Below are 21477 nucleotides of genomic sequence, written 5' to 3' on the forward strand. Positions count from 1 at the left end.
ACAACCACTGCGTATACGCTTCTACTCCAAACGACAGAAAAACGAACCGAAACCACTCATCCCTCGCCTCTTGCCCAAAAATTTGAATTCATTAAAAGCGGACATACGAGCCACAAACTCACTGAGTTTTCTTCCTCATAACTCAATCTGGCCCAATTTAACCAGCCCAAGACCCCCGAATACTTGGTCTGCCATCCTGCCCCATTTACACTGCATCGACTAAAAATCCAACAATGAGGTCCCGCGTTGCCGGATCTGGGAGAACTGTCCAACCTCACACTGGCACTATTGCTGGTGGTGTGTGTGGCGAGTGCATTTATTTCCGCTGTCACCGGTGGCGCCGGCGGGGTGCTGATGTTTGCAGCCCTGAACATGGCAATTCCGCTGCGTATGCTGGTGCCGATTCATGGCGCAGTTCAGCTGATGAATAACCTCGCGCGTATCTTCTATGTGCGCGAGCATATCCGTTGGGATCTGTGCGGCCCTTTTTTTGTCGGCTGCGCCCTGGGTGCGGTGGGTATGACGCTGGGATTGGCGAGCCTCAGCTGGCAGCAACTGCCCCTGGTGCTGTTGGCGGTACTGATTTTTTACACGGTGTTCAAGCCCGAGCGACTGCCGGAAATACGCCTGGCTCCGCGTAATTATTTTTGGGTCGGCCTGGCAACCGGCACGCTGGGAATCCTGGCCGGCGCCGTGGATCCATTACTGGCTGCTTTTTTTGTCCGTAAGGACCTGAGTCCGAAGGAAGTGGTCGCTAACAAATCAGTCATGCAGGCCTGGTGTCACGCATTGAAGATACCGGCCTTCATTTTTCTCGGCTTTGCTTTTTCCGATCACCTAGGGCTGATTCTGCTATTGACGGTAGCGGCGGTCATCGGCACCCGGATTGGTGTAGCGTTGCTGAACAAGCTCGACAGTGAACTGTTTTTCAAATTAATGCGCGTGGCGCTATTGGTGGCCGGTCTGCGGATCGTCTATCAATTGTTGCAATATGAATAAGGTGTGCGAAATGGCTGACTATCAGATTACCAATCCCTACAGCGGCGAACTGATCGAGGAGTACGATTTTGCCGGCCGTGAACAGGTCGAGAGTGCTCTGACGTTGCTGGCCGAAGGGCGCAGGGTTCAAGCGGCCACCCCCGCTTTTGAGCGTTCAAATATACTGCTGAAGCTTGCGCAGCTGCTGTTGGAGCGGAAGGAGACACTGGCATCACTGATTACCGAGGAAACGGGAAAAACCATCAGCGACAGTCGCGTGGAAATCGATCGGGCATACAACACGGCCCTGGCGAGCGCGATGGAGGCCCGTGGAATCACCGGAGAGGCGCTGGATTCCGATGCTTTCCCGCCGCAGCGAGAGAAGGTCGGTATCGTCCTGTGGAAGCCGCTGGGCACGGTTCTGTGTATCACGCCGTTCAATTTCCCCATCAATATTGCCGTGCACAAGATCGGTCCGGCTTTCGCGGCAGGCAATACCATCCTGTTCAAGCCGGGCCCGCAGAATAAGCGGTCGGCACAATTGCTGGTGGAACTCTGCTACGCAGCTGGTATGGATCAGTCAGTCCTGCAGATGTTGATTCCTGACATCGACGGTACCAGCTATGCGGTGGCCCACCGTGAGATACACGCCATCAACTTTACCGGTGGTACTGCCGCTGCCAATGCCATTGCGGCGCAGGCGGGTTACAAGAAGCTGTTATTTGAGCTCGGTGGCAACGATCCGTTGATCGTGATGGATGATGCCGACCTGGATGGAGCGGTGAGCGCGACAATCAATCAGCGTTTTGCGACCGCTGGCCAGCGCTGTACGGCGGCAAAGCGACTGTTTGTGCATAAAAGTGTATTTGCCGCGTTTTCCCAACAGCTGGTCGCCGCAACAGAACAACTGGCAGTGGGTGATCCAGTACAGGACGATACTTTCGTCGGTCCGCTGATTCACAAGGCGGCTGCGGACGAAGTGGAAGAGAGAATCAGCGTTGCAGTGGCCGGCGGTGCGAAGGTGCTGTTTGGTCACAAGCGTGAAGGCAACATTATCTGGCCGACTATCCTCAGTGACGTGGCCGATGATGCCGAGCTGGTGGTAGAGGAAACTTTTGGGCCGGTGGTTCCCTTGCGGGTATTTGATACGATCGAGGAACTGGTTTCCCTGGTGAATCGTTCACCGTTCGGCTTACAAGCCGGTGTCTTTACCCAGAACCTGGCAGTGGCAAAACAGCTGTTCAATCAGCTCGAAGTCGGCTTGCTGGCGGTGAATGATGGGCCGGGCTTCCGTGCGGAGCACTTCCCCTTTGGTGGCATCAAGGAAAGTGGCGTCGGGCGAGAGGGGGTTCGTTACGCCATCCGCGAGATGAGTTACCAGAAAGCCCTGGTTATTTGATCAGTTTTGCATTTTCGCGATATCCGCGCAGTGTCTTCCTTGTCCACTGCGCTGGCCATCTACTATACTCCGGCACAACTTGTCGGAGTGCCTGTGGGCTGAGATCGCTGTTGCGAGATCCGTGGAACCTGATCGGGGTAACCCCCGCGTAGGGAACAAGATCTGAAGTCGCCTGTGGACACCTCTAAATCAACTGCGCGTGCGCCTGGCGGCGTCCGCTCACTACGATTTAAGAGGCGCCCACATTCTATAGAAATTTCGCGGCTTTTCTCTATTTGTCTGCTCCTGGGTGCTGCGGCGTTATTGTTCCGCAAGCTACAGGGGTAAGCATGTCTGATAACACCAACCAGCCCAGTCGCACCGCAAAATCGTCCCGCGCCGCCAGCCGCGACTCTGCCAAGTCGTTCCTCGACAATCTCACCGCACAGTCTTTTCCCAATTCCCGCAAAATCTACCTGCAGGGGGAGACGCCGGATATGCGTGTGGGCGTGCGGGAAATTTGCCTCGGCGACAGTGTGGTGGGCGGTGACGAGAATAATCCGGTACTGGAGCCCAATGCGCCGCTGCGGGTCTATGATAGCGCTGGCCCCTATTCAGATCCGGACTACGACATCAATGTCCGCGAAGGGCTGCCCAAACTGCGTCGGGCCTGGATTGAGGCGCGCGACGATACCGAGAAACTGAGCTCCCGCCAGGCGGCCTACAGCCAGAAGCGTATGGCGGACGAGGGGCTGGACCATATCCGCTTTGAAAACCTGCCGTCCCCGCGCCGCGCTAAGGCCGGGCAGAACGTTTCGCAAATGCACTACGCACGCCGCGGCATTATCACTCCGGAGATGGAATTTATCGCCTTACGCGAAAACATGGGCCGCGCGCAGGTCGCCGATGCGCTGACAGATTCCCATTACCAAAAGGCGCGCGAAGGTATCTATATTCCGGAGCAGATCACCCCGGAGTTCGTGCGTCGCGAAGTGGCCGAGGGCCGAGCGATTATTCCGGCCAATATCAATCACCCGGAACTAGAGCCGATGATCATCGGCCGCAACTTCCTGTGCAAGGTTAACGCCAATATCGGCAATTCGGCGGTGACATCTTCCATCGAGGAGGAAGTAGAGAAGCTGGTCTGGTCCACCAAATGGGGTGCGGATACGGTGATGGATCTGTCTACCGGCGCGAATATTCATGAGACCCGCGAATGGATTTTGCGCAACTCACCGGTGCCGATTGGCACTGTACCTATTTACCAGGCCCTGGAAAAAGTCGACGGCATCGCCGAAGACCTCACTTGGGAAGTGTTCCGCGACACGCTGATCGAACAGGCGGAGCAGGGTGTGGACTACTTCACCATTCACGCCGGTGTGCTGCTGCGCTATGTGCCGCTGACCGCGAAACGGGTGACCGGTATCGTCTCGCGTGGCGGCTCCATCATGGCCAAGTGGTGTCTGGCGCATCACCGGGAGAATTTCCTCTACACCCACTTCGAGGACATCTGCGAAATCATGAAGGCCTACGATGTGAGCTTCAGCCTCGGCGACGGCCTGCGTCCGGGCTCCATCGCCGATGCCAATGACGAGGCCCAGTTCGGCGAACTGCATACCCTCGGTGAACTGACGGAGATTGCCTGGAAGCACGACGTGCAGACCATGATCGAGGGCCCCGGTCATGTGGCCATTCACAAGATCAAGGAAAACATGGACGAGCAGCTGAAACACTGCCACGGCGCACCTTTTTATACCCTCGGGCCATTGACCACGGATATTGCACCCGGCTACGACCACATTACCTCCGGTATCGGCGCGGCGCTGATCGGCACCTATGGTTGCGCGATGCTGTGTTACGTGACCCCGAAAGAACATTTGGGCCTACCTAACAAGGAAGATGTTAAAGAGGGTCTGATGGCCTACAAGATAGCCGCCCACGCGGCCGACCTGGCCAAGGGGCATCCAAGGGCGCAAATGAGGGACGACGCCCTGTCCAAGGCGCGTTTCGAATTCCGCTGGGAAGACCAGTTCAACCTGGGCCTGGATCCGGAACGAGCGCGGGCCTATCACGATGAAACCCTGCCGAAGGAATCCGGCAAAGTTGCCCATTTCTGCTCCATGTGTGGGCCCAAGTTCTGTTCGATGAAAATCACTCAGGATGTCAGGGAGTATGCCGCTGCGCAGGAGGCGGAGCAGGGCATGGAGGAGATGGCGATCAAATTCAAGGATATGGGGAGTGAGATTTATCACAAGGGCTGAGGGGCTGCATGGGCGCGGAGCCGGTTCCACTATCGATAAAGGTTTGCGGGATACACCGTAAAAACATCCCGGTAGCAGCGCCGCCCGGAAATCAGCAAGAGCCGTGAGCCAATAGTGGAATAGTCGTGAAACATAATTTAACAGCAAAAATCGCAATAGCCGGCGGCGGGCTGATGGGGCGCTTACTGGCCTGGCGGCTGTCGCGGCAAGATCTGGAGATCACTCTGTTCGAGGCGGGCTCGCTGGCGGTGCCTGCGGGCGCCTGCTGGGCGGCCGCGGGCATGATTTCGCCGCTGTCGGAATTGGTGCATAGCGAGCAAAAAATCTACCAGCTTGGCCTCCGCAGCCTCGCGTTGTGGGAACCCTGGGCGGCCGAACTGGAGGCACTGGTCGGGCGACCGGTATCGTTCCGTCGTGCCGGTAGTATTGTGGTTGCCCACGGGCGCGATCGCGCCGAATTGCCGATGTTTGTGCGTGAGTTGCAGAGTAAGCTGCCGAGCGACAGCGCCGCGGATGTGCGGCCTCTGGATCGCGCACAGTTACAGAAACTGGAGCCTGCGCTGGAGAGTTTCGAAACCGGTATTTTTTTACGTGACGAAGGCGATATCGACAACCGGCGCCTGTTGCCGGTACTACTTGAGTCACTGCGCCAGCAGCGAGTAACACTACGCGAGCATACGGCGGTGACCTGTGAGAGGAATACCATTGTCACCGAAGATGCGCAGTACCACTTTGATTGCGTGATCGACTGCCGCGGTCTGGGTGCGAAGGATGCGATCAACGGACTGCGCGGTGTGCGCGGCGAGGTGCTGGTGGTGCAAACCAATGAAGTGCAGTTGCAGCGCCCGGTGCGGCTGCTGCATCCCCGCTACCAGCTGTACGCGGTGCCGCGCAGTGATGGATCCACGGTGATCGGGGCGACGGAAATCGAGAGCGAAGACCTGTCGCCGATATCGGTGCGCTCGACCATGGAGCTGTCCTCCGCACTCTATTCGCTCCATCCGGCCTTCGCCGAGGCCCGTATCGTCGAGAGCCGGGTTAACTGCCGCCCGGCGACTATGGACAATTTGCCGACTGTTCACTGTGAACCCGGTCTGGTCCGGCTCAATGGACTCTACCGGCACGGCTACCTGCTGGCGCCGGCACTGGCAGAGCAGGTGGAAAAAATCATTGCTCAACAGCTGTCAGAGGTGGCTTGATGCAGGTAACGATCAACGGTGAGATAAAAAGTCTGGGCTCGGTTGATAGCCTGGCCGAACTATTGCTACAGCTGGGCTACACCGGCGAGACGTTCGCCGTGGCCCTGAATGGCGATTTCGTCGCCCGCGCCGATTACTCTCGGGTGAAAATTGGCGAGGGTGACTGCCTGGATGTCGTCGCGCCGGTTGTGGGAGGTTAATCGTGGCTACACAACTTTCACTCTACGGAAAAACTTTCGCCAGCCGCTTGTTGGTGGGCACCGCCCTGTATCCGTCACCTGCGGTGATGCGTGCCTCGGTGGAGGCGTCGGCAGCGGAGATTATCACCCTGTCCCTGCGCCGCCAGAATCCAGAGCAGCAACAGGGGAAAATACTGTGGGACTATATCCGTGAGTCCGGTTGCCAGCTGCTACCCAATACCGCCGGCTGCAAGACGCCGCGGGAAGTGATTGCGCTGGCAGAGATGTCCCGTGAAATTTTTGCCACCGACTGGCTCAAGCTGGAAGTCGTCGGCGACGACTACAACCTCCAGCCGGATCCCTATGGCCTGGTGGAAGCGGCGCGCGAGCTGATCAAGCGGGGTTTCAAGGTGCTGCCTTATTGCACCGATGACCTGGTGGTTTGCCGCAAGCTGCTCGACGTCGGCTGCGAGGTGCTGATGCCCTGGGGCGCGCCCATTGGCACCGGTCAGGGGTTGTTGAACCGGTACAATCTGCAGACGCTGCGGGAACGGTTGCCCGATATTCCGCTGATTGTCGACGCCGGTATCGGCGCGCCGTCGCAGGCCGCGGAAGCGATGGAGCTGGGCTTTGACGCGGTCTTGTTGAACACTGCCATCGCCAAAGCGCAAGAGCCGGTATTAATGGCGCGGGCCTTCAAGCTTGCGGTCGAGTCCGGCCGCTGTGCCTTTGAGGCGGGCCTGATGACAAAACGCCAGACTGCCAGCCCGAGTACACCGACGCTGGATATGCCTTTCTGGCAGCAGGTCGCGCCGACGGAACCCTGAGAAGTGATAATTAAAGGAAATTTCGCACGTGGTTATCAAAGAAATTACCGGGCTGGCTGAATACCGCGCGGCACTGATTGAATTGTTAAATGACAGCGTGGCCGGCGGTGCCTCGGTGGGTTTCCTGCCGCCACTCTCCGACACTGATGCTGCGAATTACTGGGTGTCGGTCGAGGAAGACCTGCATGCGGGTGCGCGACGGGTCTGCGTGGCGATCGCTGATGGTAAGGTCGTCGGTGTCGTCCAGCTCGCGCTGCACGGCAAGGCCAACGGCAATCACCGCGGCGAGGTGGAGAAGTTGATGGTGCACTCGGCCTGTCGCGGCCGCGGTATCGCTCGCCTGTTGATGGAAAAGATCGAACAGTGCGCGCGGGACAGCGGGCGTAGCCTGCTGATACTGGATACCCGTGTCGGCGATGTGGCCGAGCAGCTGTACCGCAAAATCGGTTATATCGAGGCCGGCCAGATACCCGCCTTCGCGCGCAGTGCGGCTGGCACACTCGACGCGACCTGCATTTTTTACAAACAACTGGAGCCGGCGCCATCGACGGCGGGTTGACCCGGAATCGTATGCGAGAAAATCCAAGTCCGATTGTCTGGACAATTGCCGGCAGTGATTCCGGCGGCGGTGCCGGTATTCAGGCAGACTTGCTGACCTTCGCCGACTTCGGCTGCCACGGCTGCTCCGCCATAACCGCCAACACTGCGCAAAACACGGTCGAGGTCGCGGCCATCAATGCCGTTTCACCGGACGTACTCGAATCACAGTTGCGGGCACTGCGGAAGGATCTGTTCCCGGCGGCGATCAAAGTTGGTTTGTTGGCAAATACTGAGCAGGTTATTGCGGTTTCCAAGTTCCTGCGCGAACTGCTGCACTCGCGAAAAATCCCGGTGATTTACGATCCGGTTGCCGTGGCCAGTAGTGGTGCAGCACTGACCGAGGATGGCACTGCCGATGCTGTGATCGGGCAGCTGCTGCCGCTATGCGACCTGGTAACGCCGAATGTACACGAGCTGGAGGGCCTGGCCGGCGAACGGGTTGGTGGGGCAGCGCAGATTACCGATGCCGCGCGCAAAATCTCCGATACGCGTGGCTGCGCCGTGCTGGTGACTGGTGGGCACTGCGAACTGGTGCATGGCGAGATCGCCGACCTGCTGTGGGACGGGGAGCGTGCCGACTGGTTTGTCGGCCAGCGGATCGACAGTGGTAATACCCACGGCACCGGCTGTACCCTCTCGTCGGCAATCGCCGCCTGTATGGCTCTGGGCTATCCATTGCGCGATGCCTGTGTGGTCGCCAAGGCCTATGTTCAGCGCGGCCTGCGCCTGGGCAATTCCGCGGGGATCGGCAGCGGTGCCGGTCCGCTCAGGCACTGCGGCTGGCCGGATTCACTGCAGGATTTCCCGCGAGTGTTGGTGCCCGGTGATGAGGGCTCAGCTGCTTACGCTGGCGCCAATGATGTCGGGGCATTCGTGCACAATTTTGCCGCGACCGACAGCAAGCAACTGGGACTCTACCCGGTGGTGGATTCCGTGGAATGGATCGAGGCGTTGGCGAAAGCGGGGGTGCGCACCCTGCAGCTGCGTATCAAGGCACCGGGCGATGACGTGAAGGAACAGATTGCGCGGGCTGTAGCCATAGGCCGCGCGTATAACCTGCGGCTATTTATCAATGATCACTGGCAGCTCGCCATCGAATGCGGCGCTTACGGCGTGCATCTGGGCCAGGAGGATCTGCAAGCGGCGGACCTGATGGGCATCAGGCGCGCGGGGTTGAAACTGGGTATCAGTACCCATGGCTTCTACGAATTGCTATTGTCGTACCGGTACCGTCCGAGTTACCTCGCCATTGGTGCCATTTACGCGACGGATACCAAGGATATGAGCGATCAGCTGCAGGGGGTGGAGAAGCTCGCACGTCTTGTTGCCTTGTTGCCGGATATGCCATTGGTGGCAATTGGTGGTATCAACCTCGAGCGGGCTGCGGCTGTTGCGGCCACGGGAGTCGGTAGCATTGCGGTAGTCAGCGCGATCACCAAAGCGGCGGATTACCGCGCGGCGGTACGTCAATTTATGACAGTGACAGGTGAATTACCGTGTTGAGTAGAAAAGCGCTGCAGCGCTACAGCCGCCAGATTATGTTGCCGGAGGTGGGCGAGTCGGGACAGGAAAAGCTCACCGCGGCGCGCGTCATGATCATCGGCCTGGGCGGTCTCGGTAGCCCTGCGGCACTGTACCTCGCCGCAGCGGGTATTGGTCAGCTGCACCTGGTCGATGGCGACACCGTCGAAATTTCCAATTTGCAGCGCCAGATCCTCTACAAAACCAACCACCGGGATAAACCCAAGGCGCAGGTTGCCGCGCAGCAGCTGACTGCCGCCAATCCGGAAATCCGCGTGCACGGCCATGCGCGCATGGCGGATGAATCCTGGCTGCGCGATCAGCTGCCGAATGTCGACCTGGTGCTCGACTGCACGGATAACCTGGAGATTCGTCATACCATCAACCGGACCTGTCGCGAGGCGGGCAGGGCGGTGATCATGGCATCCGTGCGCGGCTTTTCCGGCCAGCTGATCAGTTTCGACTTTTCTGCCCTGCCTTCCCCCTGCTATGCCTGTTTGTTTCCACCGCGCGAGCAGCAGGAGGTACAGAACTGTTCCACGGCTGGGGTTATCGGCCCGGCACTCGGGGTGGTCGGCAGTATGCAGGCGCTGGAGGCGCTGCGCTTTTTGCTCGGCATGCCCATGGCCAGCCTCGGGCAACTGCACCTGTTTGAGGCGCAGACACTGGAGTTGCGGCCGCTGCAACTGCAGCGCGATAATGACTGTCCAGTTTGTGGCTCAGAATAATAATTTCAAAGAAACATGGAAAAGCGCTCGACTTACGTTATCTGCGGTGTGCTGATTGCCGTCGCGCTGACTGCCTGCTCAAAGCCGGAGGCAGTGGGTAAGGTGCCCGGTGTGGAGGGCGCGGCAGCGGAGACGGCGGCGCCAAGTACAGACGAAACACGGCAGACATACTGGCGCACTTGTCACAGCTGCCACGGCAGCGGCGTTGGCGGCGCGCCAAAGGCTGGGGATGCGCTGGCCTGGGCACCGCGTCTCGATAAGGGCATGGATACGCTGCTAGATCACGCGATCAACGGTTACCGCGCCATGCCGCCGCGCGGCCTCTGCTATGACTGCAGCGAGGCGGATTTCGCCGCATTGATCCAGTTGATGTCAGGAGCGGGAGAAATTGCCGAGCCGGAATAACCGGTGAGGGGGCGGGGTTTTCCAGTGACAGGAGACAGCCCATGAGAGCAGCTTTTCGGTGCAACCCGAGCGTTCGCGTCGTCCAGATTTTTTTCCTCTGTTATTTATTTCCTTCCGCGTCCGCCTGGGCGGAGCAACTCCCATTACCGAACAGGCTCCATGTAAGCGAATGGGCTGTGCCCTGGAAGGGCCGCCCGCGGGATCCTTTTGTCGATGGCCACGGTAATGTGTGGTTCTGTGGCCAGTCCGGAAACTATATTGGTCGCTTCGAGCCGGGGAGCGGCGAGTTCAAGCGCTTTGAGGTTCCGGAGGGCTCCCATCCGCACAACCTGATCGTCGACGGCAAAAATCGGGTCTGGTATGCCGGAAATCGCAACGCGCATATCGGCCGGCTGGATCCGCAAAGCGGTGCCATCAAGCGCTACGCCATGCCCGAAGGCGTCGAAGACCCACACACACTGGTGTTGAATCGTGCCGGCAACATCTGGTTCACCGCACAGAACAGCAATCGGATCGGGCTGCTGAATACCGCCAGCGGCGACGTACAGGCGCTCACCCCGACGACGGCGCGGGCACGCCCCTACGGCATCAAGCTGGATGGGCAGGGGGCTCCCTGGGTCGCACTGTTCGGGACCAACAAGCTCGCTCACATCGACCCCGACTCCATGACGTTGCGCGAAATCGAATTGCCCCGCGCCGATGCCCGCCCGCGCCGTCTGGAAATAGATGGCGATGGCAATATCTGGTACGTCGATTACAGCGAAGGTTATGTCGGCCGCTACGTGCCAGCGAGTGGTAAATTTAGCGAGTGGCGGGTCCCCGGAGACACGTCCAGGCCCTACGGGACTGCGCTGGATCACCGCGGAATACTCTGGCTAGCGGACACCGGTGTGATTCCCAATCGCATTCTCGCTTTTGATACCGCTGCGGAAAAGTTTGTCAGCGCGAGCCCAGTACCAAGTGGTGGCAATGTCCGCCATATGTTTTTCAATGCGAAGGATGGCAGCATCTGGTTTGGCGTCGATTCCGGTTTCCTCGCACAGGGTAAACCGCACAAGTCATAGTGTTAACAGTTCATGGGAGCGGCGCAAAAACCGACAGCGGAGCTACGCTTTGTGAGCGGGGTTCCACAGTTTCCATAGTAATTTTTTATCGCCCTGAAAGCTGATATAAATTATTAATTGAAAGCTGACGGGTTACCATGAGTTTCAGCGAGTCAACTGACCCCTGGGAAGTTTTTTAAACAGAAAGCAAGAGGTTAAGTATGAGCAAGATTGATATCGGTATTGCCAGTAAAGATCGCGAAGCAATTGCCGCGGGTCTGAAGCGCCTGCTGGCGGACAGTTACACGCTGTATCTGCAGACGCATAATTTTCACTGGAATGTCACTGGTCCCCTGTTCCGCGACTTGCACCTGATGTTCGAAGAGCAATATACCGAGCTGGCCACTGCCGTAGACGATATCGCCGAGCGGATTCGTACCCTGGACGTCGTCGCACCCGGTACCTACAAGGCGTTTGCCCAGCTGAGTTCTATCGAGGAAGTGGAAGAGGTTCCGGCGGCGGAAAAAATGGTGGAGATCCTCACGCACGGCCACGAGCAAGTGGTGAAAACCTGCCGCGATGTACTCAAGACCGCGCAGGAAGGGGACGATGAATCCACCGTCGCGCTGGTGTCCGATCGCATGCGTGTCCACGAAAAAACCGCGTGGATGCTGCGCGCCATGTCCAAATAAATCCATTTGCCAGCGCTGCAATCCCAGTGACCTGAAACTGGAATGCAGTCGCCGGCGCCGGGGCGGGCTTCCGGTCCGCCCGGTATCCCGATCGGGGCGTCTAAGCCCGGTTCCCGCCGGCCTGGCGCGGCTTATCGGTCGACACCCTGACTCGATACCTGATCCAGAAAGGCCCGCGCCGGCGCCGACAGGGCGCCGCGGCTTTTCAACAGTACCCCGACCTCCTGACCGATGACCGGTGCCGACAGCGGCAGACAGACCAGTCCGTAATCCCGCATCTGCGCCTCACACAGGCTCGGTACCGCACTGACTCCCAGCCCCACCTTCACCAGCTGGCCGATGGTACTCAGCTGGTTGGCTTCGCACAGCAGGTGCACGGGCCGGCCACATCCGGCGAGCGCGCCGTCGGTCCAGCGGCGCACGGCAGAACCCCGGTTCATGGCAATAAACGGGGCGGAAGCCAGGTCGCTCCAGCGCAGGCTCTTGCGCGCCGCGAGCGGATGTCCGGCAGGTACCACGGCGATAAAGCGGTCGCGTTCGAAAGGCACAAATTCCAGCCCGCCCAGGTCGTCTGGCCGGAAGCTGATGCCCAGCTCCGCGCGCCCCTCCAGCACCGCCTGGAACACCCGCTCCATCACGATATCCTCGAGCGCGATATTGATTTCCGGGTGTGACTGGTGGAATTGCGCCAGCAATGCGGGCAGGCGGTTAAGGGCGAAGGCCGGAATGGCCGCAAGGGACAGCTGGCCCCGCTGCAACTGGAATCGCTGCTGAATCGCATCCAGCGACTGGTCCCAGTTGTGCAGCAGCTGTTCCGCGCGGCGCAGAAACTCGCGCCCCTCGGGGGTCAGCGCCAATTGGCGGCTGTCCCGGTTGAACAGGGGGCCGCCGGCGGTGTTCTCCAGGTTGCGAATGGCCACAGACAGCGCGGGCTGGGAGATATGCAGCTGGGCGCTGGCTTCCGCCAGGCTGCGGGTGCGCGCAACCGTGACGAAGGCGCGAAGCTGTTTGACGGTGGCGCTCAAGCTGCTATTTCCATAGTGAGTGGTCGCGGATTGTAGAGGCCGCCGGGAAGCAATTTGGGCGGCCTTTGATGCTTAAATAAAAATTAACAAATATAACAAAGTTTAAAATAGTTTTAAGTGTCAGACCAAGGCATGATTGTCCACATCGCCGCCGTGCGAATAATGGTCAACCATTGCTAACAAAGAACCGACAAGGTCAGCCGAGATGAGTAACAACGCCCAGCCCCTGTGGCAGCCCAGCCCTGAAGCCATTGCCGCCACCCAGATGGACCAGTTTCGCCGACTGGTGAATGAACAGTTTGGCCTGAATCTGGCGGATTACAGCGCGCTGTACCAGTGGTCAGTGGATCAGCGCGAGGACTTCTGGCGCACCCTGTGGGACTTCGGCGAGGTGATCGCCAGCGGGCGCGGCGACAAGGTGCTGGGCAGCGATACCATGCCCGGTGCCGAGTGGTTCCCGGAGGCGAAGCTGAATTTCGCCGAGAACCTGTTGCGCTACCGCGATGACAAGCCGGCGCTGGTGGAGCGCCTGGAAAACGGCCGCCGCCGCGAACTGAGCTATGCGGAGCTCTACCAGCGCGTCGAGCGCCTGGCTGCGGCCCTGGCCGACCAGGGCGTAGGGCAGGGCGACCGCGTGGCGGGATTCATGCCGAACGTCATTGACACCGTGGTCGGAATGCTGGCCACAGCGAGCCTGGGTGCCATCTGGACATCCTGCTCCCCGGATTTCGGCATCAATGGTGTTTTTGACCGCTTCGGCCAAGTGGCGCCGAAGGTTCTGCTGGCCTGTGAGGGCTACTTCTATAACGGCAAAACCATCGATTCGGTGCCGCGCCTGAAGGAAATTGTCGCGCGCATCGACTCCATCCAGAAGCTGGTAGTGGTCCCGGTGGCGCGCAGTGGCGCGGAGACTGCCGCGGCGATCGCCGATATCGACAAGGCAGTGGCGCTGGACGAATTCGTTGCCAGTGCGCCCGAGCGGGCACTTACTTTTGCGCAGACGGACTTCAACCACCCGCTGTATATCATGTATTCCTCCGGCACCACCGGGGTGCCGAAATGCATCGTGCACGGCGCCGGTGGCACCCTGTTGCAGCACCTGAAAGAGCACCGCTTGCACTGCGACCTGAAGCGCGACGACACCCTGTTCTATTTCACCACCTGTGGCTGGATGATGTGGAACTGGCTGGTGAGCGGCCTGGCCTGCGGCGCGACCCTGGTGCTGTTCGACGGTTCACCCTTCTATCCGGCCGCCGAGAGCCTGTGGGATATGGCCGACGAGGAAAACATCAGCGTCTTCGGCACTAGTGCCAAATATATAGCCGCCCTGGAAAAATCCGGACGTAAGCCCCGCGAGACCCACAAGCTGGATTCACTGCGCGCCGTTCTGTCCACCGGTTCGCCGCTGGCTCACGAAGGTTTCCGCTACGTCTACCGGGATATCAAGGCCGACGTGTGCCTGTCGTCGATCTCCGGCGGCACCGACATCGTGTCCTGCTTTGCACTGGGCAACCCGACGCTGCCGGTTTACGCCGGCGAGCTGCAGTGCCGCGGCCTGGGCATGGCGGTAGAGGTATGGAATGACGACGGCAAGCCGGTCATTGGCGAAAAGGGCGAGCTGGTCTGTGCGAAATCCTTCCCCTGTATGCCGGTCGGATTCTGGAATGATGAGGACGGCTCCAGGTATCGCGACGCCTATTTCGAGAACTGGCCCGGCGTCTGGGCCCACGGTGACTATGCAGAGATCACCGGCCATGGCGGTGTGATCATCTATGGCCGCTCCGACGCGGTACTGAATCCCGGCGGCGTGCGTATCGGCACTGCAGAAATCTACCGCCAGGTGGAAAAAGTGGAAGAGGTGCTCGACAGTATCTGTATCGGCCAGGATTGGCGCGACGATGTGCGCGTAGTGCTGTTTGTGGTTTTGCGGGAAGGTATTGAGCTGGACGACGAGCTGGTGCAGAAAATCCGCACCACCATCCGCGCCAATACCACGCCGCGCCACGTGCCAGCCAAAGTGATCCAGGTGGCCGACATCCCGCGTACCATCAGTGGCAAGATTGTCGAGCTGGCAGTGCGCAATGTAGTGCACGGCAAGCCGGTGAAGAACCAGGAGGCACTGGCGAATCCGGAGGCGTTGGAACTCTACGAAAACCTGCCGGAACTGGCCGCGGACTGATCCACACCAGTTCCGCCGAACTCTCGGGGCGGGCGCCGCTCGCCCTCCCGCTTCCCTCCATTTGCCGCCTGAACACCGGTGCGCCATTTAGTTAGCCGCCAAACTGAGCTAACCTTCACTGCTACAAGTAATAATCATCACGGAAGAGTGTCCATGGTCACTTATCTCTACTGGGCGGCAGTCATCGCCCTGGTCGTTCTGTCCCTCTACGCTGGCAGCCGGCTCGGTAGCCTGCGGATCGGCGCCATTGTTGCAGCGGTTATTTTTCTTGTTGGCTGGCTCGCCTACTACTTCCACTACGAACAGGTTTTTGTGAAGCGCTATGGCGGGGTCATGAAAATCACCGTGCCCGATGGGCAGCGGCATATTGGTGCCACCTGGAAGGACGACAACCTGTGGATCGAAAACTACGACCCGCAGACGAACCAGTGCATTTTTTCGGAATATTCAAAGGGTAACCTGTTGGAGGGTCGCGTTGTGATCCGCGACTGCAATCCGCTGCTCACGACACCGGCCAGCGGCCCCTGACCTGAAGCGACCGGCCCCCGCGATCAGGCAACTTTTGCGAATACCGGGCGTCATAGAGCTAGCCGACGCCTGAATGGCGGCCGGATAATAAATGGCAATCACGGAAGAACTCGTTGCGCGTTTTAATCGGTATCCTGCTGGCCGGATTGCTGCTGTCACCCTTGCAGCCGGCTTTTGCTATCCCGTTTTTCGACCAGTTGCCCAAGTTCAAGGTGCGCGTGGAGGGCAACCGCGCACTGCAGGGCTGGCTGCGCGAGGAACTGCAGAAACTGCGCAAGAACAACTCGGTCCTCAAGAGTTACGACGATCCCCGTGATGTGGCCCGCTACGAGCGCGGTACGCTGGAAAAGCTGCTGCGCTCGAAGGGGTATTACGATGGCCGGGTGCGCGAATACGTCAGCGCCGACGGCATTGTCTACCGCGTCGTACCCGGCACCCAGTACCGTATAAAAAGCATCACCGTCGATATACCTGAGCACCTGCGCGGGGGGCTCGGTGGCCTGCCACTGAAGGTGGGGGATCCCCTCGAAGCGAGCAAGGTACTCGAAGGGGTCAAGGTGATCGAACGGTACCTCGCCGAGAACGCCTGCCTGCTGAATATCGATGTTACCTACCAGGCAACGGTGATCCGCAGTGAGAACGCTGCGCGGCTCGAGTACCGCGTTGCCCCCAGTCCTGAAGTCCTCGTGGGGGACGTGACGATGGAAGGGCTGACCTCGGTGGAGCCCGATTTCCTGGAGAAGAAGCTGCAGATCAAGCGCGGCGACTGCTTCAACCGTAACAAGATCGATGCCGCGCGGCTGCGCCTGCTGCGCACCAACCTTATTTCCAGCGCCAACAGCCGCGTCTCCGAACCCTACGACGATTTTGTCGATATCACTTTCGTTCTGGTCGAACGCCGTCACCGCACGGTGAAACTCGGTGTCGGTTATACCTCCAGTGAAGGGGCTGGGGTGTCCGCGGGCTGGGAGCACCGCAATGTATTTCACCGCGGCGAGAAGATCGAAATCGAAACCAAGGCGAACCCCGTCCAGCAGAAGCTGACCAGCCAACTGCTGGTGCCACGCTTCCTGAACGACAAGCAGAACTTTACCGCCAAAGCGGAAATCTCCAATGAAGAGCGTGACTCATACTCCGCCAAGGCAGTGAAAGTGGGCGCTGCGGTATCGCGCCGCTTGAGCAAGCACCGCACTGCGAGTATCGGCACCGAACTCAAATTCAGCCGGGTGAAAGAAGATGTACAGGAAACTACCGACCAAAGTGGTAGTGAAAATTATCAGCTGTTGTCTATTCCGCTGGGCATGAAGTGGGATACCACCGACAAGTTGCTCGACGCGCGCAGGGGCGCCACCGCAGCCATCGAAGTGAAGCCCTATATAGACCTCGGAAGCACCGGTGCCAACTTTGTAAAAAATACCGTGGTGCTTACCGGTTACAAGACCGCCAGTGACTGGCGCTTTGACCCGACGCTGGCGCTGCGTATAAAAGCCGGCGTGATTTCCGGCAGCACCCTGTTTGACGTGCCCGCGGACGAGCGCTTCTACGCCGGTGGCGGCGGCTCCGTGCGCGGCTATGGCTATCAGGCGCTCGGTCCGCGGCAGGTGATCCCGCCCAAGGAACCGGGCGGCCAGCCGACATTGAGTGACCCTATTGGTGGGCGGGCGCTCAGTGAAATTTCCATTGAGGGTCGATTCCGCTTCAGCGACACCTGGGGCGGAGTGCTGTTTGTGGATGCCGGCAATGCCTATGCCGATCCCTCGCCCAATTTTTCCGATCTCTACTGGGGTGCGGGTTTCGGCGTGCGCTATATCACTTCCTTTGCGCCGCTACGTCTCGATATCGCCTTCCCGCTGGATCGCCGCGATGATCTGGACAATGGGTTTCAGGTCTATGTCAGCCTGGGGCAGGCATTCTGATGAAAGTGCTACTCGCCCTGGCGACCGGTTACCTGCGCGCACTCGGCACCCTGTTGCGCAGCTTCGGGCGCGCCCTGGGGGGGCGCGGTTCGCTGCTGTTCAGCCTGTTTTTTGTGGCGCTGCTGGCCCTGCTGTTTTTCGTCGGCACGGAACCGGGGCGGGTCGCACTGACGCGCACGGCGATTTACGGTGCGGAAAGGCTGGTGCCGAATCTCCGGATTCAGGCACCGGAAATTGGCAGTGCCCACCTGGGTGAATGGCGCTTCCCCGCACTGAGAGTGGATTACCGCGACGGCGTTCTGGTGCAGGCGCGGGATCTTGTCGTGGACATCGATCTGGGCGGGCTGCTGCACAACCGCATCGATATCGAGACGATTGCCGCTACCAGCCTGCGCCTCGACGACGACGTGCTCAACGAGCTGCTCGAGGCCCAGGTGCAGCCCGCAGAGGAAGTCGTGGACCAAACGCCGGAGCCGCTGTCGCTGCCACAAATGCGCCTGGGATCGCTGCGTGTGGATCGCCTCGAAGTCATCGATCAGCGCCTGCCGGATCTTCCGGTGGTGGCGGTCACTTCCGATGGCCGCTACCAGTGGGAGGGCGAGCCCGCCGGTTTTCAGTTGGAGATTCGCGAGCTCGATGGCGCGGGCCTGCATATCGCCGTCAATGGCCGCGAAGCTGCAGAGCAGCGTTTTCTGCTGGAGATTACCGCGCGGGAAAATGCCGGCGGCTTTGCCGGCCGCTATCTGCAACTGCCGGATGGCGAGGCGCTCGACGCAAGAGGGCGCCTGCGGCTGTGGCAGCCGCGCGAAAATCGACTGTTAGTGGATATCGAGGAATTTTCGCTGCCGCTGGTCGACCACCATTTTGCACTGGCCGGACGGGCGGCGATCACCCTGGCACCCTGGAAAGTCGCCACGGAAAAGCTGTCGCTGGAGGTAGACGATACCCGCCACCAGATAGCCGGGTCGGTCAGCGCAGACGCGGTGGATGCAGAGATCAAATTCAATCGACTGCCGGTTTCCATTTCCAAACCCTGGCAGGAGTACCTGCGCGGCGGCTGGCTGACTGCCGACCTGTCCGTGCGTGGCCCCCTGTCTCTGCCGGCGGTGTCGGGCGTTGTTGACCTGAACACCCACTACCGGGATCAGCCCCTGCGCCTGCAGGGACGGGTACAGACCCACGACGAGGTCATTCAGCTGGAAGCGGTGACCCTGGAATATGCGGATGCCCGCCTCGATGCCGGGGGCAGTGTGGACGTCGGCGGTAAGGCCATCGATTTGAAGGGGCAGGTTCACGCACTGACGGTCGACGAATTGCGCCACCTGCTGGCTGCGTTGCCGGGGACTGAAGCCGTCGAAATTCCGGCGGATTTACAGGGGGCGATCGAGAAGCTGCAGGTGCAGGCGAAGGGCCCGTGGGACAACCCTGCGCTGAGCGCCAGGTTGCAGGCTGCACCGGTTTACCGGCAACTGTCCGCGCAGCTCGGAGCCCGCGTGGAGGGAGACCTGCGCCTGCTCAACATCACTGACCTGCAACTGAAAAGTGACAATGTCACCGTCAGCGGCGGGGGCAAGGTGGCCATTGCCGACGAGGCACTGGATCTCAAACTGTCGGTGCAGGCACGGGATTTCCGCCCGGCGGAACAACTGGGGGTGGCTGCGGCCGAGGGTGTGGTCATCAGTATGGATACGGCACTCGACGTCAAAGGGCCGTGGAAAAACCCGCAGATGCGCGCGCGCATTCAGTCGGACGGTCACTATCGCGAATATCGCTATACGCTGAATGGCGGCGCCGTCGGTGACCTGAAGAAAGTGACGCTCGACCGGCTGCGCCTAGAGTTGGCTGCCGGCGAAGGTACCCGTCACTTTGAAGCCAACGCGCTCGAGCCCCAGCAGTCACTGATTCCGTCCAAACCGCAGCCCGGGGGCGACAGCGCAACGACGCCTAGGCAGAGCCCGTTGCCGCAAAAAGCCGGCAGCGTGGCGGAACTGGCGAAAGAGGCGCGGCAGCTCGGTCGCAGCGGTAATGCCTGGCTCGAAGTCAACGGCGTGATCGAGCCCGAGGCCGGGCGCGCCAAAGGCACCGTGGCCGGCCGCAATATACCTGTCTCCCTGGCGGAACTGGCGGGCGTCGATCTGCCGCCGTCCCTGGAGGGCGAGATCAGCATTGATGGCAGTTTCGCCGGGCCCTTTACCAAGCCCGAAGCGAGTGTGAACCTGCTGGCGCTGGGAGAGTTCCGCAGCGAACCCTGGCAACTGCAGGGCAATGTGCAGTATGCCAGCGGACGGATCGACCTTTCCGATGTGGAACTGGTATGGGCAGAGCGCAATCAACTGTCCGCACAGGGCAGTCTCAACGAAAAGCAACTCGACCTGGAAATCCGCGGTCGTGGTCGCTTGGCCGATCTGGAATTGGGGTTACCCGCGGAGCTGGCCGAGCGCGGTGAGGTGACCCTGTATGCGACTGCCGCGGGCAGCCCGAAGCGGCCGCAGCTGAATGGCGAACTGAAACTGCTGAGTAATGATGGCGGTACTGGCGGCCCGCTCAGCCTGGTGCTGGGTTGGCAGACACAGGGTGATGACCTGCACGTTGCCCTCGGTGCCCAGCGCGGCGATCGTCGCGCCGCGCAGTTGCGCGGCAAGCTGGCGGTGACACCGATACTGACGCAGCTGTTTGCACAGCATCCCGCCGGTGCCGCGCAACCGCCCCTCCCGTTGAAGCTCACCAGCGATGGCAGCGCGGATCTGTCGGTACTGGGTGAATTTATCGATCCTGAAATCCACGCCATGCGCGGTCAGCTCAATTTCACTCTGGACGCCGATGGCGATATGGAACGGCCGAACTTTAATGGCCGGATCGAACTGAGTGGCGGCGACTACGAGCATCGCCCGAGCAACACCCGCTTGCGGCACATCGAGTTGCTGGCGCGGCTGACGCCGGACGAGTGGCGTATCGAGCGGGCTCATGCGGAGGATGGTGAAAAGGGCACGCTGGATCTTGGCGGCGCCGTCAGTTTCAGGCCGGCAGCACCGGCGGCGATGAACTTCGAGTTGCGCGCGAGAAAGCTGCACTTGCTCAATACCCCGGCGGTGCGCGGCGCGGTTTCCGGCACCCTGGTCCTCGACGGCACCACGGAAGATGCGCAGGTCGCGGGCAAATTGACTCTGCGCCCACTGTCGGTCCAGCTCGAACAGCTGATCGGCACCAGCGTGCCGGAGATCGAAGTGGTCGAAGTGGAGGTCGATGGTCCTCAGGTGAAGCAGGGGCCACCGCTGCTGGACAAGATTGCGCTGGCTATCCAGGTGGTGGTGGATCAGCAATCCTATGTACGCGGCCTGGGATTGAATTCAGAACTGCGTGGCGAGGTGGATATCGCCGGCACCGCGGCGAAACCGCAAGCATCCGGGGCGCTGAAAATCGTACGCGGGAATTTCGACCTGTTGGGCAAGCGCTTTGAGTTGCAGGAAGGACAGGTTCAATTTGAAAACAACGTGGCTGCGATTTATGTCAAAGGGCGGCACACCTACACTGACGGTGAGATCACGGCGGAAATTTCCGGCACCTTGAGCGGCGCCAAAGACGACCTGGACGTGACCTTCAGTTCCACCCCGGCGGCGGCTCAGGACGAAATTTTTGCCCAGCTGCTGTTCGGCAAGTCCTTGTCGGATATTTCGCCGCTGCAGGCGGTGCGCCTGGTGAGCGTCGTGCGCACCCTGCAAAGCGGCGGTTCGGCCTTTGATCCGGTGGCCAAAACGCGCGAGCTGCTGGGGGTGGATACCCTCGACCTGCAGAGGGAGGAAAGCGATGAGGGCGACCAGTACGCTCTCAGCCTGGGCAAGTACATCACCAACCGTATCTATATCGAATTGCAGCGCAGCACCGATCCGTTGAATCCCTGGGAGGCGAAGATGCAGATAGAGTTACGGCGCAATCTGAATCTCGAAATCAAGTCTGCCGACAGCAATGGAAGCGGTGCCGGCAGTGTGGAGCTACAGTGGAAGAACGACTATTAGTACTG

General features: G+C 60.0%; 17 protein-coding genes and 1 riboswitch. Of the genes, 16 read left to right on the forward strand and 1 reads right to left on the reverse strand.

What is annotated here, in order from left to right:
• The first annotated feature begins 246 nt into the window (after window positions 1–246).
• The 12 genes from IG168_RS14875 (at window position 247) to IG168_RS14930 (ending at window position 11811) form a co-directional block, all read left to right on the forward strand.
• Window positions 247–999, forward strand: coding sequence for a sulfite exporter TauE/SafE family protein (locus IG168_RS14875; protein ID WP_193165210.1), 753 nt, complete (start codon window positions 247–249; stop codon window positions 997–999).
• 10 nt (window positions 1000–1009) lie between these two features.
• Window positions 1010–2377 carry a sulfoacetaldehyde dehydrogenase SafD gene (gene safD / locus IG168_RS14880; RefSeq protein ID WP_193165211.1) on the forward strand — a complete coding sequence of 456 codons (1368 nt, stop codon included), beginning with the start codon at window positions 1010–1012 and terminating at the stop codon, window positions 2375–2377.
• Window positions 2378–2450: 73 nt separating this feature from the next.
• A riboswitch (TPP riboswitch) is annotated at window positions 2451–2549 on the forward strand.
• A 157-nt stretch (window positions 2550–2706) separates the two neighbouring features.
• Window positions 2707–4617, forward strand: a complete 1911-nt coding sequence (gene thiC / locus IG168_RS14885; RefSeq protein ID WP_193165212.1) for a phosphomethylpyrimidine synthase ThiC — start codon at window positions 2707–2709, stop codon at window positions 4615–4617.
• Window positions 4618–4742: 125 nt separating this feature from the next.
• Window positions 4743–5816, forward strand: a complete 1074-nt coding sequence (thiO, locus tag IG168_RS14890; RefSeq protein ID WP_319024721.1) for a glycine oxidase ThiO — start codon at window positions 4743–4745, stop codon at window positions 5814–5816.
• Entirely contained in the window at window positions 5816–6016 is a 201-nt protein-coding gene (thiS, locus tag IG168_RS14895; protein WP_193165213.1) for a sulfur carrier protein ThiS, read from the forward strand. Before thiO ends, thiS begins: the two co-directional genes overlap by 1 nt.
• Window positions 6017–6018: 2 nt before the next feature.
• Window positions 6019–6822, forward strand: coding sequence for a thiazole synthase (locus tag IG168_RS14900; protein WP_193165214.1), 804 nt, complete (start codon window positions 6019–6021; stop codon window positions 6820–6822).
• A gap of 28 nt (window positions 6823–6850) precedes the next feature.
• A complete protein-coding gene (locus IG168_RS14905) occupies window positions 6851–7381 on the forward strand; it encodes a GNAT family N-acetyltransferase (RefSeq protein WP_193165215.1) in 531 nt (176 codons plus the stop codon).
• 11 nt (window positions 7382–7392) lie between these two features.
• Entirely contained in the window at window positions 7393–8925 is a 1533-nt protein-coding gene (gene thiE, locus IG168_RS14910) for a thiamine phosphate synthase (RefSeq protein ID WP_193165216.1), read from the forward strand.
• A complete protein-coding gene (locus tag IG168_RS14915; RefSeq protein WP_193165217.1) occupies window positions 8919–9671 on the forward strand; it encodes a HesA/MoeB/ThiF family protein in 753 nt (250 codons plus the stop codon). Before thiE ends, IG168_RS14915 begins: the two co-directional genes overlap by 7 nt.
• Before the next feature lie 15 nt (window positions 9672–9686).
• Window positions 9687–10076, forward strand: coding sequence for a c-type cytochrome (locus tag IG168_RS14920; RefSeq protein WP_193165218.1), 390 nt, complete (start codon window positions 9687–9689; stop codon window positions 10074–10076).
• Between the two features lie 176 nt (window positions 10077–10252).
• Window positions 10253–11140 carry a Vgb family protein gene (locus tag IG168_RS14925; RefSeq protein WP_226877010.1) on the forward strand — a complete coding sequence of 296 codons (888 nt, stop codon included), beginning with the start codon at window positions 10253–10255 and terminating at the stop codon, window positions 11138–11140.
• Between the two features lie 200 nt (window positions 11141–11340).
• Window positions 11341–11811, forward strand: a complete 471-nt coding sequence (locus IG168_RS14930; RefSeq protein ID WP_193165219.1) for a Dps family protein — start codon at window positions 11341–11343, stop codon at window positions 11809–11811.
• Between the two features lie 131 nt (window positions 11812–11942).
• On the opposite strand, the gene IG168_RS14935 is transcribed toward IG168_RS14930, so the two are convergent.
• Window positions 11943–12836: a LysR family transcriptional regulator gene (locus IG168_RS14935; RefSeq protein ID WP_193165220.1), complete on the reverse strand. Its 894-nt coding sequence runs from the start codon at window positions 12834–12836 to the stop codon at window positions 11943–11945.
• 205 nt (window positions 12837–13041) lie between these two features.
• Here IG168_RS14935 and IG168_RS14940 point away from each other — a divergent pair, with 205 nt between their 5' ends.
• The 4 genes from IG168_RS14940 (at window position 13042) to IG168_RS14955 (ending at window position 21472) form a co-directional block, all read left to right on the forward strand.
• Window positions 13042–15015, forward strand: coding sequence for an acetoacetate--CoA ligase (locus IG168_RS14940; RefSeq protein ID WP_193165221.1), 1974 nt, complete (start codon window positions 13042–13044; stop codon window positions 15013–15015).
• 153 nt (window positions 15016–15168) lie between these two features.
• Window positions 15169–15543: a hypothetical protein gene (locus IG168_RS14945; protein WP_193165222.1), complete on the forward strand. Its 375-nt coding sequence runs from the start codon at window positions 15169–15171 to the stop codon at window positions 15541–15543.
• Window positions 15544–15656: 113 nt separating this feature from the next.
• Complete coding sequence (locus IG168_RS14950; RefSeq protein WP_193165223.1) at window positions 15657–17459, forward strand: autotransporter assembly complex protein TamA; 1803 nt, start codon at window positions 15657–15659, stop codon at window positions 17457–17459.
• Window positions 17459–21472 (forward strand): translocation/assembly module TamB domain-containing protein, encoded by a 4014-nt coding sequence (locus IG168_RS14955; protein ID WP_193165224.1) that lies wholly within the window; start codon window positions 17459–17461, stop codon window positions 21470–21472. Before IG168_RS14950 ends, IG168_RS14955 begins: the two co-directional genes overlap by 1 nt.
• Window positions 21473–21477 lie beyond the last annotated feature (5 nt).

This window comes from Microbulbifer hainanensis (assembly GCF_014904735.1).
GTDB lineage: Bacteria > Pseudomonadota > Gammaproteobacteria > Pseudomonadales > Cellvibrionaceae > Microbulbifer > Microbulbifer hainanensis.

What these genes read in the sequence shown, in the direction of transcription:
- thiC (WP_193165212.1), top strand. Translation starts at nt 2,707, where the DNA reads ATGTCTGATAACACCAACCAGCCCAGTCGCACCGCAAAATCGTCCCGC.
- safD (WP_193165211.1), top strand. Translation starts at nt 1,010, where the DNA reads ATGGCTGACTATCAGATTACCAATCCCTACAGCGGCGAACTGATCGAG.
- IG168_RS14930 (WP_193165219.1), top strand. Translation starts at nt 11,341, where the DNA reads ATGAGCAAGATTGATATCGGTATTGCCAGTAAAGATCGCGAAGCAATT.
- IG168_RS14940 (WP_193165221.1), top strand. Translation starts at nt 13,042, where the DNA reads ATGAGTAACAACGCCCAGCCCCTGTGGCAGCCCAGCCCTGAAGCCATT.
- thiS (WP_193165213.1), top strand. Translation starts at nt 5,816, where the DNA reads ATGCAGGTAACGATCAACGGTGAGATAAAAAGTCTGGGCTCGGTTGAT.
- IG168_RS14955 (WP_193165224.1), top strand. Translation starts at nt 17,459, where the DNA reads ATGAAAGTGCTACTCGCCCTGGCGACCGGTTACCTGCGCGCACTCGGC.
- IG168_RS14920 (WP_193165218.1), top strand. Translation starts at nt 9,687, where the DNA reads ATGGAAAAGCGCTCGACTTACGTTATCTGCGGTGTGCTGATTGCCGTC.
- IG168_RS14945 (WP_193165222.1), top strand. Translation starts at nt 15,169, where the DNA reads ATGGTCACTTATCTCTACTGGGCGGCAGTCATCGCCCTGGTCGTTCTG.
- thiE (WP_193165216.1), top strand. Translation starts at nt 7,393, where the DNA reads ATGCGAGAAAATCCAAGTCCGATTGTCTGGACAATTGCCGGCAGTGAT.